18 protein-coding genes are annotated in these 15669 nt (G+C 65.6%); 15 read left to right on the forward strand and 3 right to left on the reverse strand.

Annotated elements, in window-relative coordinates; translation table 11 throughout:
- Nucleotides 1–38: 38 nt before the first annotated feature.
- On the reverse strand, nucleotides 39–197 hold the full coding sequence (locus tag FBY21_RS28250; RefSeq protein WP_044412351.1) for a DUF3309 family protein: 159 nt from the start codon (nucleotides 195–197) through the stop codon (nucleotides 39–41).
- Between the two features lie 176 nt (nucleotides 198–373).
- Here FBY21_RS28250 and FBY21_RS28255 point away from each other — a divergent pair, with 176 nt between their 5' ends.
- From FBY21_RS28255 to FBY21_RS28285, 7 genes are all read left to right on the forward strand, one after another.
- Nucleotides 374–751 (forward strand): DUF2784 domain-containing protein, encoded by a 378-nt coding sequence (locus tag FBY21_RS28255; protein WP_142016656.1) that lies wholly within the window; start codon nucleotides 374–376, stop codon nucleotides 749–751.
- A 148-nt stretch (nucleotides 752–899) separates the two neighbouring features.
- Nucleotides 900–1712 (forward strand): SDR family oxidoreductase, encoded by an 813-nt coding sequence (locus FBY21_RS28260; RefSeq protein ID WP_074970130.1) that lies wholly within the window; start codon nucleotides 900–902, stop codon nucleotides 1710–1712.
- Between the two features lie 127 nt (nucleotides 1713–1839).
- Nucleotides 1840–2979 (forward strand): CynX/NimT family MFS transporter, encoded by a 1140-nt coding sequence (locus tag FBY21_RS28265; RefSeq protein WP_253543803.1) that lies wholly within the window; start codon nucleotides 1840–1842, stop codon nucleotides 2977–2979.
- Nucleotides 2980–3047: 68 nt separating this feature from the next.
- Complete coding sequence (locus tag FBY21_RS28270; protein WP_044412337.1) at nucleotides 3048–3476, forward strand: hypothetical protein; 429 nt, start codon at nucleotides 3048–3050, stop codon at nucleotides 3474–3476.
- Between the two features lie 43 nt (nucleotides 3477–3519).
- Entirely contained in the window at nucleotides 3520–3852 is a 333-nt protein-coding gene (locus tag FBY21_RS28275) for a YnfA family protein (RefSeq protein WP_074970136.1), read from the forward strand.
- 136 nt (nucleotides 3853–3988) lie between these two features.
- The gene (locus FBY21_RS28280; RefSeq protein ID WP_044412331.1) at nucleotides 3989–4303 is read left to right on the forward strand and encodes a hypothetical protein; all 315 of its coding nucleotides are present in this window, start codon (nucleotides 3989–3991) and stop codon (nucleotides 4301–4303) included.
- Between the two features lie 187 nt (nucleotides 4304–4490).
- Nucleotides 4491–4916, forward strand: a complete 426-nt coding sequence (locus FBY21_RS28285) for an organic hydroperoxide resistance protein (RefSeq protein ID WP_044412328.1) — start codon at nucleotides 4491–4493, stop codon at nucleotides 4914–4916.
- Between the two features lie 45 nt (nucleotides 4917–4961).
- Here FBY21_RS28285 and mdtI read toward each other — a convergent pair whose 3' ends face one another.
- Both mdtI and FBY21_RS28295 read right to left on the reverse strand, forming a co-directional pair.
- Nucleotides 4962–5291: a multidrug/spermidine efflux SMR transporter subunit MdtI gene (gene mdtI, locus FBY21_RS28290; RefSeq protein WP_044412325.1), complete on the reverse strand. Its 330-nt coding sequence runs from the start codon at nucleotides 5289–5291 to the stop codon at nucleotides 4962–4964.
- A complete protein-coding gene (locus FBY21_RS28295) occupies nucleotides 5288–5644 on the reverse strand; it encodes an SMR family transporter (RefSeq protein ID WP_044412322.1) in 357 nt (118 codons plus the stop codon). The genes mdtI and FBY21_RS28295 overlap by 4 nt, the downstream gene beginning before the upstream one ends.
- Before the next feature lie 515 nt (nucleotides 5645–6159).
- Between FBY21_RS28295 and acs the strand changes: the two genes are divergently transcribed.
- The 8 genes from acs (at nucleotide 6160) to FBY21_RS28335 (ending at nucleotide 15663) form a co-directional block, all read left to right on the forward strand.
- Nucleotides 6160–8115, forward strand: coding sequence for an acetate--CoA ligase (acs, locus tag FBY21_RS28300; RefSeq protein ID WP_044412319.1), 1956 nt, complete (start codon nucleotides 6160–6162; stop codon nucleotides 8113–8115).
- A 546-nt stretch (nucleotides 8116–8661) separates the two neighbouring features.
- The gene (locus FBY21_RS28305; protein ID WP_044412316.1) at nucleotides 8662–9444 is read left to right on the forward strand and encodes an ABC transporter substrate-binding protein; all 783 of its coding nucleotides are present in this window, start codon (nucleotides 8662–8664) and stop codon (nucleotides 9442–9444) included.
- Between the two features lie 316 nt (nucleotides 9445–9760).
- Nucleotides 9761–10450: an ABC transporter permease gene (locus tag FBY21_RS28310; protein WP_044412314.1), complete on the forward strand. Its 690-nt coding sequence runs from the start codon at nucleotides 9761–9763 to the stop codon at nucleotides 10448–10450.
- Nucleotides 10451–10466: 16 nt separating this feature from the next.
- Complete coding sequence (locus FBY21_RS28315; protein ID WP_044412311.1) at nucleotides 10467–11165, forward strand: ABC transporter permease; 699 nt, start codon at nucleotides 10467–10469, stop codon at nucleotides 11163–11165.
- A gap of 4 nt (nucleotides 11166–11169) precedes the next feature.
- Complete coding sequence (locus tag FBY21_RS28320) at nucleotides 11170–12282, forward strand: succinylglutamate desuccinylase/aspartoacylase family protein (protein WP_142015750.1); 1113 nt, start codon at nucleotides 11170–11172, stop codon at nucleotides 12280–12282.
- A gap of 24 nt (nucleotides 12283–12306) precedes the next feature.
- Entirely contained in the window at nucleotides 12307–13071 is a 765-nt protein-coding gene (aotP, locus tag FBY21_RS28325; RefSeq protein ID WP_044412306.1) for an arginine/ornithine transport ATP-binding protein AotP, read from the forward strand.
- A gap of 30 nt (nucleotides 13072–13101) precedes the next feature.
- Entirely contained in the window at nucleotides 13102–14082 is a 981-nt protein-coding gene (gene argR / locus FBY21_RS28330) for a transcriptional regulator ArgR (protein WP_142015754.1), read from the forward strand.
- Nucleotides 14083–14442: 360 nt separating this feature from the next.
- Nucleotides 14443–15663 carry an aspartate aminotransferase family protein gene (locus FBY21_RS28335; protein ID WP_142015758.1) on the forward strand — a complete coding sequence of 407 codons (1221 nt, stop codon included), beginning with the start codon at nucleotides 14443–14445 and terminating at the stop codon, nucleotides 15661–15663.
- Nucleotides 15664–15669: the final 6 nt, after the last annotated feature.

The raw sequence follows: 15669 nt of genomic DNA on the forward strand, positions 1-15669 counted from the left end.
GCTGCCCTTCTTCTTTTCCGAGCCGGTCGTTCGCCGCGCTAGATGCGCCCCAGCAGCATCAGCACGATGAGGATCACCAGCAGCGCACCGACGATGCCGGACGGGCCATAGCCCCAGGAGCGGGAGTGGGGGAAGACCGGCAGTCCGCCGACCAGCAGGAGGATCAGGATCAGCAGCAGGATGGTGCTCAGGCCCATGGTGGACTCCTTGTTTCTGATTGGTTCTGGACTTCCTGGCGCAGGGCAGCGAGGCTTTGCGGCCTTTTCTACCCGTGCCTATGTGTTCCGACTTCAGCGGTGCGCAGCGGGTTCAGGGTGTTTTCATTCCAGCCTTTATCAAGGAGGCGGCGCGGGGATGCGCCGACAGCGAGCGGATGATCGAACGGATCGCGGCGGATGCGGTGGTGCTGGTGCACCTGGCCTTCATTCTTTTCGTGCTGCTGGGTGGGTTGGCTGTGCTGATGCGCAACTGGATGGCGATGCTGCATCTGCCGGCCGTGGCCTGGGGCGCCTGCGTGGAACTGCTGCACCTGCGCTGTCCGCTGACGGACCTGGAAAACAGCTTGCGGCACGCGGCAGGCGAGTCGGGCTACCCCGGTGGCTTCGTCGAGCGCTACATCCTGCCGGTGATCTACCCGGCCGGGTTGACCGACGCCATCCAGCTCTGGCTGGGCGCCGTGGTCATCAGTCTCAACCTGCTGGTCTACGGGCTGGTGCTGTGGCGTGGACTGAAGCGCCGCACGGCCTTCTGAAGCGTTCTCGGGGATGCCGCTCGCGGGGCGCTGCGCAAGCCCGTGAAGCAACGTTTTGCACCGGTCATTCAGCGTCCTGATTTCGCGCTTCGGCGCCAGGGGCCTCGCTACACTGCGGGCATCTAGCACAGCAGAAGGCACCCTCACCATGCACAACCGCATCATGATCACTGGCGCCGGCTCGGGCCTGGGCCGCGAGATCGCCCTGCGCTGGGCCCGCGAAGGCAGCAAGCTCGCCCTGTCCGACGTCAACGAGGCCGGCCTGGCGGAAACCCTCGCCCTGGTTCGCGAAGCCGGCGGCGATGGCTTCACCCAGCGTTGCGACGTGCGTGACTACAGCCAGCTCACCGCATTCGCCCAGGCTTGCGAGCAGAAGCTCGGCGGCATCGACATCATCGTCAACAACGCTGGCGTGGCCTCCGGCGGCTTCTTCGAGGAACTGTCCCTGGAGGATTGGGACTGGCAGATCGCGATCAACCTCATGGGCGTGGTCAAGGGCTGCAAGGCCTTCCTGCCGTTGCTGCAGAAGAGCCGTGGGCGCATCGTCAACATCGCCTCCATGGCGGCGCTGATGCAGGGCCCGGCCATGAGCAACTACAACGTGGCCAAGGCCGGCGTCGTGGCCCTGTCGGAAAGCCTGCTGATCGAATTGCGCCAGGAGGGCATCGGCGTCCATGTGGTCTGCCCATCCTTCTTCCAGACCAACCTGCTGGACTCCTTCCGTGGCCCGACCCCGGCCATGAAGCAGCAGGTGGGCAAGCTGCTGGAAAGCTCGCCGATCAGCGCCGCCGACATCGCCAGCTATATCTACGACGAAGTGGCCGCCGGCACCTTCATGATCCTGCCCCACGAACAGGGCCGGATGGCCTGGACCATCAAGCAGAAGAACCCCCAGGCCCTCTACGACGAAATGGCCACCATGGCCGAGAAAATGCGCGCCAGGAACCGCCAGGCGTCCTGATCGCTCGGTCAATTTATGGGGCTTCCAGCCTTGCCTGGCCGGGGAGGGGAGTAGTAGGGTTCCGCTCCCCGACCTGCCTGTCGACGACCCTGGAAGCCCTGTGAAGCCTGTATCCCGAGCCCTCCTGATGCTCGCTCTGGTGCTGGGAGCGATCAACCTTCGCCCCGGCATCACCTCCCTCGCCCCGCTCATCGAGCGCATTGCCGCCGAGTTGTCCCTGAGCCGCGGGCTGATCAGCCTGACCACCGCACTGCCGGTCCTCTGCATGGGGCTGCTGGCCCCGCTGGCGCCGCGTCTGGCTGTGCGCTTCGGGCTGGAGCGGGTCATCGCCGGATGCCTGGGCTTGATCGGCTTGGCTCTGGCGGCCCGTCTCGGGTCGCACCACAGCGCCGTGCTGATCGGCAGCGCGGCCGCCCTGGGCGCCGGCATCGCCATCGCCGGCCCACTGATGTCGGGTTTCATCAAGCGCCATTTCCATGACCACGTCGGCCGGGTCGTCGCCTGGTATGCCCTGAGCATGACCGTGGGCGGTGCAGCCGGTGCGGTGCTCACCGAGCCGGTGGTGGTGCTGGCCCAGGGTGGCTGGCACCTGGGCCTGGCCGCCTGGGCCATTCCCGCCGGGGTGGCGATGCTGCTCTGGCTGTGCCTGCCCAACCGGGCCGAGAAAGCCGAGGAGGGCGGGGCGGCTGGCCTGCCCTGGCGTGAGCCGCGTGCGTGGTTGATCACCGCTTTCTTCGCCATCCAGGCCGGCTTGTTCTACGCCCTGGCCACCTGGCTGGTGGCCCGCTATGGCGAGGCCGGCTTCAGCAGCCTGCGCAGCAACAGCCTGTTCAGCCTGTTCATGCTGATGGGGCTGCCCAGTTCCTTCGTGCTGCCCTGGCTGGCCCAGCGTTTCGGCAACCGCTATCACCTGCTGCTGGCGTGCGGCTTCATCAGCACGCTGTGCCTGGTGATGATCACCTTCGCGCCAACCCAGGCGCCCGAACTCTGGGCGCTGTTGCTGGGCCTGGGGCTCTCCGGTTCCTTCTCCCTGGCCATGGTGCTGCCGCTCTATGAGGTGAACAGTTCCCTCGCCGTCAGCCGCTGGACGGCGATGATGTTGTTCGCCGGCTACAGCCTCGGCAGCCTGACGCCGGTGCTCGCCGGCCTCGGCCGGGACCTTGCGGGCGACTACCAGGGGCCCTTCATGGTCATCACCGCGCTGGCCTCGCTGCTCTGCGTGCTGGCCTGGCTACTGGGGCGCGGCAAGGCGGATGCGCGGAAATAGCGCGCAGTTCCTTTCCTGGCCGCCGGCCCTGTGTTAGAAGGCTGCCTCAGTTTTCCTGGAGTGCTTGTGTGGACTCTGAATCCATCGTCTATGGCTGCATCCGCGATTGGCCGTCCGATGATCCCGAGGTGCTGGATCATCGCCGCGAGACCAACCGCGCGGTGATCGAGCGCCTGCCTGCCGGCGATATCTGGCCCTTTCTCGGCCGCGAGATGTTCTCCTTCAGCCGCCGCCCCGGGCTCGGCCTCTACCAGACCCAGGTGATTCACTTCGGCGCCAGCTACCCCGCCATCGAGTACGAGTGGAACCTCTGGGTGAAGCAGTTCGAGGCGTTGCTGGAGCAGCTCTACTGGGGCAGCGCCGTGGTGCACCTGGAGACGGAGCTCAACGGCACCCACACCTTCCGCTGGGAAAGCGAACAGGGCTTCCACAGCCCGCAGGAAGCCGGCCTGCGCGTGCGCTGCGCCTGGGAACGGGAAGGCGCGTTGCGCGGTTGACATCAGGCGGCCGGCCCCGGTCGCACTCGCCCTGGAGGCACCCATGCTCAACTACCTGTGGTTCTTCCTCGCGGCGCTGTTCGAGATCGCCGGCTGCTACGCCTTCTGGATGTGGTTGCGGCTTGGACGCAGTGCGCTGTGGATCGCCCCCGGGCTGCTGAGCCTCACCCTGTTCGCCCTCCTGCTCACCCGGGTCGAAGCGGCCTACGCGGGGCGGGCCTACGCCGCCTACGGCGGGGTCTACATCGTCGCGTCACTCTGCTGGCTGGCCTTCGTCGAGCGCACCCGCCCGCTGGCCAGCGACTGGCTGGGCGCGGCGCTCTGCATCATCGGTGCTGCCATCATCCTGCTCGGGCCGCGCGTTTCTTCGTCCTGACCCCTCCGTCGCGTTCGTCTGATCCTGTTACTGGTTGGGGTGGAAAGCCGCCCTGCGACTGCTAGATTTTCGCACTCGGTGTTCGAAGATCCCTACGTCAGGCCCGCTCAACCATAACAAGCAGGACGGACCCGCCATGGATACCTGCCAATCGTTTTCGACCGTCGAAATCAAGAACCTGGTGTTCCAGCACCTGTGCGACTGCTCGCCTGCCCAGCAGGTGGTGTTCGCCGCCTGCCGCGTGCCCTTCTATGCCTGCACCCGCCTGCGCTCCGGCGAGCCGGAGGATGTGCTGGTGGTGGCCGAACTGCCCAACGGCATTCTCTACTTCGGCGAGGGTGACGAAGGCTTCGGGCTCGGCCTGCCGGACGGGCAGGGGCGGCTGCATTGCCAGGGGCAATACGCCCTCGCACTGACCCAGGCGCTCAGCCGAGCGGGTTTTCATCGCTAGGCGCGCGGGCGCTGCGCTGGGCTTATGCCTCGCTGGAATGAGGTCATAGCGAAACGATCCAATTAAATATCTTGCGCGCAAAATTAATGAGCGATAAATTAATCGCCATGAAGATTTGAGCGCTAAATTAAATCGCGCAAATCGAATCGGATCTACCCCAACGCAACCTGATCACGAGGATCGCACCATGAGCATCGAAAACGTCGTATACCGCGCCTACGCAGAAGCCACCGGTGGCCGTGATGGCCGTGCCGTTTCCTCCGATGGCGTGCTGGACGTCGCCCTGACCACCCCGCGCGAACTGGGCGGTGCCGGCGGCTCGGGCACCAACCCCGAGCAACTCTTCGCGGCCGGTTATTCGGCGTGCTTCATCGGCGCGATGAAGTTTGTCGCGGCACGGGACAAGTACCCGATGCCGGCTGACGCCTCCATCGAAGGGATCGTCGGCATCGGCGCCATCCCCAACGGCTTCGGCATCGAGGTGGAGCTGCAGATCAGCCTGCCGGGGATGGACAAGGCCCAGGCCCGCGAACTGGTGGACAAGGCCCACATCGTCTGCCCGTACTCCAACGCCACCCGCGGCAACATCGACGTCACCCTGACCCTGGTCTGACCGTCGGCACAAATGAAGAAGGCCCCTCACGGGGCCTTTTTCATGTCAGGCGAGTTTCAGCAGGGTCATGCCGCCTACCAGCAAGCTCAGGCCGAGCCAGCCGCGCCAGGCCAGCCGCTGGCCGAACAGGGCCCAGCCCAGGGCAACGGTGGCGATGATGCCGAAGCCGCCCCAGATGGCGTAGGCCATCGACAGCTCCATGCCCTGCACCGCTTGGGCCAGCGCGGTGAAGGCCGCGAGGATGCAGAGGATGGACAGGCCGCCGAGCAGGCGCCGGCGGAAGCCGTCGGAGTACTTGAGCAGGATGTTGGCCAGGACTTCCAGGACGATGGCTACGCCCAGCCAGGCGAAGTGAATCCAGGTCACGGTGCTCATGCTGCCACCTCCTGGCGAGTCGGCTCGGTCGAGCTGTGGGTACCGAACTTGATCAACAGGATGCCGGCGATCATCACGCCGATGCCCAGCGCCTTGGCCAGGCCGAGGCTTTCCCCCAGCCAGGCGACGCTGACGGCGGTGATCAGCACGATGCCGATGCCCTCCCAGAGGGCGTAGGCGACCCCGACCGGGACGCGTTTGACGGCCAGTGCCAGGAAGAAATACGACAGGCCGATCAGCCCGTACATCAGCAGGTGCCCCAGCACCGGGTTGTTTTCGTTGGCAAAGGACATGGAGGTGGTGCCGACGACCTCGAAGAAGATCGCCGTCAGAAGATAGATCCAGGAACGCATGGTGCCCTCCCATGGGCATTGCGGGCTCGCCGGCAATGGCGAATCGCCCGTGTATCGGTTTCGGGTGTGCGCAGGGCGCAGGTGGCCGAAGTCGTCCGGCCCGAACGGGAGGGGCGCTACAGGTCGCCGGTCCAGTGGCCCTCGCGGGACACCAGACGGGAGAAGGACAGGGAAGGGGAGTGACTGTTCAACATAATGAACGGAATATTAACTTTAGGTATCCATGCGTATCAATCGATAGGTTTTGGCTAAATATTTCCGCGATTTTTACGGGTTTGAGCGCGCCTGCTTTCGGGGTTGGCAAAAACCTGTTCGCTTTATTGATCGTTCTGGGGCTTCGGCGCCCTGGAGCGGCAGACGCTGCCAGGGGCACCTGGAAAACGCGCTGGATGGCCCGTTCCACGGGGCTTAGACCATGGTCCAAGTCCGGTAAGACCATGGTCGAATGGCCCCACTGACAGGCGGGGGATACAAAAGACGGCATACAAAAACAACTACCCGTCGAGGTATGAGACATGAGTGCTGCTTCACTGTATCCGGTGCGTCCCGAGGTGGCTGAAAAGTCGCTGACCAACGAGGCGACCTACAAGGCCATGTACCAGCAGTCGGTGATCAACCCCGATGGTTTCTGGCGCGAGCAGGCTCAGCGCATCGACTGGATCAAGCCGTTCACCAAGGTCAAGCAGACCTCCTTCGACGATCACCACGTCGACATCAAGTGGTTCGCCGACGGCACCCTCAACCTCTCCGCCAACTGCCTGGATCGTCACCTCGCCGAGCGCGGCGACCAGCTGGCGATCATCTGGGAAGGCGACGACCCGTCCGAGCACCGCAACATCACCTACCGCGAGCTGCACGAAGAAGTGTGCAAGTTCGCCAACGCCCTGCGCGGCCAGGATGTGCACCGCGGTGACGTGGTTACCATCTACATGCCGATGATCCCCGAGGCGGTGGTGGCCATGCTGGCCTGCACCCGCATCGGCGCCATCCACTCCGTGGTCTTCGGCGGCTTCTCCCCCGAAGCCCTGGCCGGTCGCATCATCGACTGCAAGTCCAAGGTGGTGATCACCGCCGACGAAGGCCTGCGTGGCGGCAAGAAGACCCCGCTGAAAGCCAATGTCGACGACGCCCTGACCAACCCCGAGACCAACAGCGTCCAGAAGCTCATCGTGGTCAAGCGCACCGGCTCCACCATCAAGTGGAACCCGCACCGCGACGTCTGGTACGAGGACCTGATGAAGGTCGCCTCCAGCCAGTGCCTGCCGAAGGAGATGGGTGCCGAGGACCCGCTGTTCATCCTCTACACCTCCGGCTCCACCGGTAAGCCCAAGGGCGTGCTGCACACCACCGGCGGCTACCTGGTCTACGCCTCGCTGACCCATGAGCGCGTGTTCGACTACCGCCCGGGCGAAGTCTTCTGGTGCACCGCCGACATCGGCTGGGTCACCGGCCACACCTACCTGGTGTACGGGCCGCTTTCCAACGGCGCCACCACCCTGATGTTCGAGGGCGTGCCGAACTACCCGGACGTCAGCCGCGTCGCCAAGATCATCGACAAGCACAAGGTCAACATCCTCTACACCGCCCCCACCGCCATCCGCGCGATGATGGCCGAGGGCAAGGCTGCCGTGGCCGGTGCCGACGGCTCCAGCCTGCGCCTGCTAGGTTCGGTGGGCGAGCCGATCAACCCGGAAGCCTGGCACTGGTACTACGAGAACGTCGGCCAGTCCCGCTGCCCGATCGTCGACACCTGGTGGCAGACCGAGACCGGCGCCTGCCTGATGACCCCGCTGCCGGGTGCCCACGCCCTCAAGCCGGGCTCTGCCGCGCGGCCCTTCTTCGGCGTGCAGCCGGCCCTGGTGGACAACCTGGGCAACCTGATCGAGGGTGCCGCCGAAGGCAACCTGGTGATCATCGACTCCTGGCCGGGTCAGGCCCGTACCCTGTACGGCGACCACGACCGCTACGTCGACACCTACTTCAAGACCTTCAAGGGCATGTACTTCACCGGTGACGGTGCCCGTCGCGACGAGGACGGCTACTACTGGATCACCGGCCGCGTCGACGACGTGCTCAACGTCTCCGGCCACCGCATGGGCACCGCCGAGATCGAGAGCGCCATGGTCGCCCACCCGAAAGTCGCCGAGGCTGCCGTGGTCGGCGTCCCCCACGACATCAAGGGACAGGGCATCTACGTCTACGTCACCCTCAACGCCGGCGTGGAATCCTCCGAAGCGCTGCGCCAGGAGCTGAAGCAGTGGGTGCGCCGCGAGATCGGCCCCATCGCCACGCCGGACGTGATCCAGTGGGCGCCCGGCCTGCCCAAGACCCGCTCCGGCAAGATCATGCGCCGCATCCTGCGCAAGATCGCCGTGGCCGAGTACGACACCCTCGGCGACATCTCCACGCTGGCTGATCCTGGCGTGGTGCAGCACCTCATCGACACCCATCGCACCATGCAGGCCGCCTGACCCGGCGACCTCCCGCTCCAGCGAACGCCCCGCCCGGCCACAAGCCCGGCGGGGCGTTCTGCTTCTGGTCGATTGATATCGGACGGTGCCAGCGGCAGGCGTGTGGCAACGGGGGATAGCGAGCGGTAACAGTCGGGGTGTAACCTTGCGCGCCATTCTGGGGCGCCTGGGAGCGGATTGCCCCGGGCTGGTGCTGAATGAGGTGGGGCTGACAGCCCGGTAGCGGGCTGGAGCGCCCGTTTTTACTGGGGGTGTTGGAAAGTGGTCTGGTAATTGCTTTTCCAGAAGGTTCTGAATTGAACTGCCTAGTCACGAAAGCAGGTTGCTGTCAACCTCTCCCTCCCGGCCGTCCTGGCCTTTTGTAATTTGTTGTCGCATTGAAGAAATATCGACTTTAGGGCTGTCGCTAGAATGCCGCTCACCCGGCCAAGGCCATTTCCCTGAGTTCAATCAAGGTAAATTCCGCGCCTATTTCTACAATTCGCTGAATGGTCTGGGCACGATCTCTCCTGCCAGCAGATGCTTCCCTATTCCAAGGAGTCAAACATGAAGAAGATTGCCCTTCTCGGCGCTCTGGCGCTGACCCTGCTGTCGCCGCTGGCAGCCACTGCCGATGATTCCAAGCCCCTGCGCATTGGCATTGAGGCCGCTTACCCGCCCTTCGCCTTCAAGACCCCGGACGGCAAGATCACCGGCTTCGACTACGACATCGGCAACGCCCTCTGCGAAGAGATGAAGGTCAAGTGCCAGTGGATCGAGCAGGAGTTCGACGGCCTGATCCCCGCCCTCAAGGTGCGCAAGTTCGACGCCGTGCTGTCCTCGATGACCATCACCGAAGACCGCAAGAAGTCCGTCGACTTCACCAACCGCTACTACCTGACCCCGATCAAGCTGGCGATGAAGGCCGGCACCGTGATCAACGACCCGCTGGTGGACCTGAAAGGCAAGAAGGTCGGCGTCCAGCGCGCCAGCACCTACGACCGCTTCGCCACCGAGGTCTACGCCCCGGCCGGCATCGAAGTGGTGCGCTACAGCTCGCAGAACGAAGTGTTCCTCGACATGACCGCCGGCCGCCTCGACGCGACCCTGGCCGATGCCGTGAACATCGACGACGGCTTCCTCAAGACCGAAGCCGGCAAGGGCTTCGCCCTGGTAGGCCCGGACTACACCGATCCGAAGTACTTCGGTGAAGGCGCCGGCATCGCCGTTCGCAAGGGCGACAAGGCCCTGGCGGACAAGATCAACGCCGCCATCGCCGCCATCCGTGCCAACGGCAAGTACAAGGAAGTCCAGGACAAGTACTTCCAGTTCAACATCTACGGCGAGTAATCCCCTCCGCCCTTCCCCGGAAGTGGCACAACCAGGACGTTGAGGCTGCCCCGCGACCACGGGGCACCTCTAAAAACTACCTGCGTTGTCATCGCGGCGTTAAAAACAGCCTCAAAATGCTCATTTACCCCACGTAAACTGCGCTTTTTCGTCTGTTTTTGCCTTGCGCTGACTGCCTCGTCCACGTTTTTAGAGGCGCCCTACGGCACCGCGCGACCGGGCGTCACGGTCGGCGGCTAACCTGCAGGTTGTGCCACTTTTTCATTGCAGCGGTGCTGTCCGGTTTCACCTGGGGCGCTGCAAGAGGACCTGAAACATGCTCAACGGCTACGGCTCGACCATTCTCGAGGGTGCCTGGCTCACCCTGCTGCTGGCGCTGTCCTCCATGTCCATGGCCATCCTGCTCGGCCTGGTCGGCGCGGCCTTCCGCCTGTCGCCGGTGCGCTGGCTGGCCATCATGGGGGATGCCTATGCCACCGTGGTCCGCGGCATTCCCGACCTGGTGCTGATCCTGCTGATCTTCTACGGCGGCCAGCAGGTGGTGAACCTGGTGGGGCCTATGGTCGGCTATGACGACTACATCGACCTCGACCCGTTCTGGTCCGGGGTCTTCACCCTCGGCTTCATCTTCGGTGCCTACCTGTCCGAGACCTTCCGGGGTGCCTTCATGGCCATCCCGAAAGGGCAGGGCGAGGCCGGCTTCGCCTACGGCATGAACGGTCGCCAGGTGTTCTTCCGCATCCTCGTGCCGCAGATGATCCGCTTCGCCATCCCCGGCTTCACCAACAACTGGCTGGTGCTGACCAAGGCCACCGCGCTGGTGTCCGTGGTGGGCCTGCAGGACATGATGTTCAAGGCCAAGAGCGCGGCGGACGCCACCCGCGAGCCCTTCACCTTCTTCCTGGCCGTGGCGGGTCTGTACCTGGTGCTGACCAGCGTGTCGCTGCTGGCGTTGCGCTTCCTGGAAAAACGTTACTCCGTCGGCATCAAGGCCGCCGATCTGTGAGCGAGAGGGCGCATCCGTGATCTTCGACTACACCGTCATCTACGAGAACCTGCCGCTCTACTTCAGCGGCGTGCTGGTGACCCTCAAGCTGCTGGCCATTTCCCTGGCCGTCGGCCTGCTGGTGGCCGTGCCCCTGGCGCTGATGCGGGTCTCCAAGCAGCCCATGGTCAACTTCCCGGCCTGGCTCTACACCTACGTCATCCGCGGCACCCCGATGCTGGTGCAGCTGTTCCTCATCTACTACGGCCTGGCCCAGTTCGAGGCCGTGCGCGCAAGCTGGCTCTGGCCCTACCTGTCCAACGCCACCTTCTGCGCCTGCCTGGCGTTCGCCATCAACACCAGTGCCTACACCGCCGAGATCCTCGCCGGCAGCCTCAAGGCCACGCCCCATGGCGAGATCGAGGCGGCCAAGGCCATCGGCATGTCTCGCGCCAAACTGTACCGCCGCATCCTGCTGCCCTCGGCCCTGCGCCGTGCGCTGCCGCAGTACAGCAACGAAGTGATCATGATGCTGCACACCACCAGCCTGGCCTCCATCGTCACCCTGGTGGACATCACCGGCGCAGCGCGCACCGTGAACTCGCAGTACTACCTGCCGTTCGAGGCGTTCATCACCGCCGGCCTGTTCTACCTGTGCCTGACCTTCATCCTGGTGCGCCTGTTCAAGCTGGCCGAGCGCCGCTGGCTGGCCTACCTGGCCCCGCGCAAGGCCTGATGCCATGGAGCGCATCGATCACGAACTGCCCTGGGGCCTGCCCGGTACCCGTCGCCAGCTGAGCGTCTTCCGCTTCGGCGCCGGCGCGCGCAAGGCGTACCTGCAGGCGTCCCTGCATGCCGATGAACTGCCGGGCATGCGCGTGGCGGTGGAGCTCAAGCGGCGCCTGGCCGAACTGGAGGCCGAAGGCCGCCTGACCGGCTGCATCGAACTGGTGCCGGTGGCCAACCCCATCGGCCTCGGCCAGGTGCTGCAGGCCACTCACCTGGGTCGCTTCGAGTTCACCAGTGGGCGCAACTTCAACCGGGGCTTCGTCGACCTGGCGGCCCAGATCGAGGCCGGCCTGGAAGGGCGCCTGGGTGATGACGCCGATGCCAACCGCACCACCATCCGCGAGGCCATGCAGGCCGCCCTGCGCCAGCTGCCGCCGGCCACTTCGGAGCTGGAGGGGCTGCAGCGCCTGCTGCTGACCCACGCCTGCGACGCCGGCCTGGTGCTGGACCTGCATTGCGACCTGGAGGCGGCCGTGCACCTGTACTGCCTGCCGCAGCACGCCGCGCCGCTGGCCGGGCTCTCGGCCCGCCTGGGGGCCGCGGCCGTGCTCACCGCTGAAGAGTCCGGTGGCAGCTCCTTCGACGAGGCCTGCTCGCTGCCCTGGCTGCGCCTGGCGCGGCGCTTCCCGCACGCGTCGATTCCGCTGGCCTGTGTGGCCAGCACGGTCGAGCTGGGCGGCGTGGCCGATACCGACCGCCCGCTGTCCGAGGCTCGCGCCGAGGCCATCCTCGCAGTGCTCGCCGAGCACGGGTTGATCGACGGTGACTGGCCGGCCGCGCCGCCGGCACTGTGCGAGCCGACCCCTTTCGAGGGCACCGAACTGCTCTATCCGCCCCACGCCGGCGTGGTCAGCTTCCTGCAGCCTGCCGGTGCGCGGGTCAGGGCTGGCGAGCCGCTGTTCGAAGTGATCGACCCCTTGAGCGACCGCCATTCCACGGTGTGCGCCACGGTGGACGGCGTGCTGTTCGCCCGTGAGCGCACCCGCTTCGCCCAACCCGGACTGTGGCTGGCCAAGGTGGCCGGCCGTGAACCCATTCGTCAGGGACGCTTGCTGAGCGACTGATCCAATCGCATCGAGACCGAGACCATGTACAAACTGGAAGTCCAAGACCTGCACAAGCGCTACGGCAGCCATGAAGTCCTCAAGGGCGTCTCCCTGGCCGCCAAGGCGGGCGATGTGATCAGTATCATCGGCTCGAGCGGATCGGGCAAAAGTACCTTCCTGCGCTGCATCAACCTGCTTGAGCAGCCCCACGGCGGCAAGATCCTGCTCAATGGCGAGGAGCTCAAGCTGGTGGCCAACAAGGACGGCGGCCTCAAGGCGGCCGACCCCAAGCAGCTGCAGCGCATGCGCTCGCGCCTGGCCATGGTGTTCCAGCACTTCAACCTGTGGTCGCACATGAGCGCCCTGGAGAACGTCATCGAAGCGCCGGTGCACGTGCTCGGCGTGTCGAAGAAGGAAGCCATCGAGAAGGCCGAGCACTACCTGGCCAAGGTCGGCGTGGCCCACCGCAAGGACGCCTACCCGGCGCACATGTCTGGCGGTGAGCAGCAGCGCGTCGCCATCGCCCGCGCCCTGGCGGTGGAGCCGGAGGTGATGCTGTTCGACGAGCCCACTTCCGCCCTCGACCCCGAACTGGTGGGCGAGGTGCTCAAGGTCATGAAGGACCTGGCCCTGGAAGGCCGCACCATGGTGGTGGTCACCCACGAGATGGGCTTCGCCCGCGAGGTGTCCAACCAGTTGATTTTCCTGCACAAGGGCGTGGTCGAAGAGACCGGCTGCCCGAAGGATGTGTTGGCCAATCCACAATCCGAGCGGCTCAAGCAGTTCCTCTCCGGAAGCCTCAAGTAAATCGTGCCGACTGAGGCTAAGCTGCCTGCCATGACTGCCCAACGAATCGGTTTCCTGCTCTGGCCCGGCACCAAGGCCATGACCCTGGCGCTGGCCGAGGAGGCCCTGCGCGTTGCCCAGCGCCTGCACCCGGAAGTGGTCTACGACCTGCACTTCCTCCAGGCCGAGGCACCGGCCGAAGGCGGCTGGCGCCTGCCGGGCGAGCCCTGGACCGGCAAGCTGGAAGGGCTGACACGCCTGTTCCTGCTGGCCGACGAGCCACCGGCGGCGGTGTCCGTCGGGCTGGCCACGGCACTGAAGCAGGTGGCCCGCACCGGCTGCGTGGTGGGCGGGCTCTCCGCCGGGGTCTACCCGCTGGCGCAGCTCGGCCTGCTGGACGGTTACCGCGCGGCGGTGCACTGGCGCTGGCAGGACGATTTCAGCGAGCGCTTCCCCAAGGTCATCGCCACCAGCCACCTGTTCGACTGGGACCGCGACCGCCTCACCGCCTGCGGCGGCCTGGCGGTGCTCGACCTGCTGCTGGCGGTGCTGGCCCGTGACCACGGCGCCGAGCTGGCCGGCGCGGTGTCCGAGGAACTGGTGGTGGAGCGCATCCGCGAAGGCGGCGAGCGCCAGCGCATCCCGCTGCAGAACCGCCTCGGTTCCAGCCACCCGAAGCTCACCCAGGCGGTGCTGCTGATGGAAGCCAACATCGAGGAGCCGCTGACCACCGACGAGATCGCCCAGCACGTGTGCGTGTCGCGCCGCCAGCTGGAGCGCATCTTCAAGCAGTACCTCAACCGCGTGCCCAGCCAGTACTACCTGGAACTGCGCCTGAACAAGGCCCGGCAGATGCTGATGCAGACCAGCAAGTCGATCATCCAGATCGGCCTCTCCTGCGGCTTCTCCTCCGGCCCGCACTTCTCCAGCGCCTACCGCAACTTCTTCGGCGTCACCCCCCGCGAAGACCGCAACCAGCGGCGCAGCGGCGGCCCCTTCGACAACCAGCCGGCACTGTCCGAGCGCGGCTGATCACCGGCGCCGGGCGGGCGGCTTGCAGCGCCCGGCGCCTCGTTCCTGTCTTCCTTGTGCTGGCAGCCCCGGTCGCGGGTGCGGCGTGCCGGTGCATGGCGTCTCGATGCGCTGTCTCGCCTGGTGTCCTTGCGCATGACGGATACCCGCCGGTCATCCCGTGGCGAATACGCTGTGCCCCGTGCGTCCTGTGGCGATCCGCGTTTAAACTGCGCCTTCCCGACGCTTTCTGTCGCATTTCCGAAAGCCTCGGATTTTCGCGGGTTTGGGCTGTAAGAAGTTGTCGCTTGGCGGCAATGCCAACCCCGGATCACTCCCTACAATCCTTTCACCACTAGCCGCTTCAGGCAGGAGAAACTGATGTCCGTTGAGCATGCGCAGGTCGAGCGCGCCGATTTCGATCAGCTGATGGTCCCCAACTATGCCCCCGCCGCGTTCATCCCGGTGCGAGGCCAGGGTTCCCGCGTCTGGGACCAGAGCGGCCGTGAACTGATCGACTTCGCCGGCGGCATCGCCGTGAATTCCCTGGGGCATGCTCACCCGGCACTGGTCAAGGCACTGACCGACCAGGCCAACAAGATCTGGCACGTTTCCAACGTCTTCACCAACGAGCCGGCCCTGCGCCTGGCCCGGAAGCTGGTGGACGCCACCTTCGCCGAGCGCGTGTTCCTCGCCAACTCCGGTGCCGAGGCCAACGAGGCCGCGTTCAAGCTGGCCCGTCGCTACGCCCACGACGTTTATGGCCCGCAGAAGCACGAGATCATCGCCGCCACCAACAGCTTCCACGGGCGCACCCTGTTCACCGTCACCGTGGGCGGCCAGCCGAAGTACTCCGACGGCTTCGGTCCGAAGATGGAAGGCATCACCCATGTGCCGTTCAACGACCTGGAAGCCCTGAAGGCCGCCATCTCCGACAAGACCTGCGCCGTGGTCCTCGAACCCGTGCAAGGGGAGGGCGGCGTGCTGCCGGCCGACCAGGCCTACCTGGAAGGCGCCCGCAAGCTGTGCGACGAGCACAACGCCCTGCTGGTGTTCGACGAAGTGCAGAGCGGCATGGGCCGCAGCGGCCACCTGTTCGCCTACCAGCACTACGGCGTGACCCCGGACATCCTTTCCAGCGCCAAGAGCCTGGGCGGCGGTTTCCCCATCGGCGCCATGCTGACCACCACCGAGATCGCCAAGCACCTCTCCGTGGGCACCCACGGCACCACCTACGGTGGCAACCCGCTGGCCTGCGCCGTGGCCGAAGCGGTGCTGGACGTGATCACCACCCCCGAAGTGCTCAGCGGCATCACCGCCAAGCACGAGCGCTTCAAGGCACGCCTCGAGGCCATCGGCCAGAAGTACGGCCTGTTCAGTGAAGTGCGCGGCCTGGGCCTGCTGATCGGCGCGGTACTGGCCGATGCCTGGAAAGGCAAGGCCAAGGACGTGCTCAACGCCGCCGAGAAGGAAGCCGTGATGGTGCTGCAGGCCAGCCCGGACGTGGTGCGCTTCGCGCCCAGCCTGGTGATTCCGGATGCCGACATCGATGAAGGCCTGGACCGCTTCGAGCGCGCCGTGGCCAAGCTGACCCAGGCCTGAGGGCCC

The organism is Pseudomonas sp. SLBN-26, from assembly GCF_006715895.1.
GTDB classification, from domain to species: domain Bacteria; phylum Pseudomonadota; class Gammaproteobacteria; order Pseudomonadales; family Pseudomonadaceae; genus Metapseudomonas; species Metapseudomonas otitidis.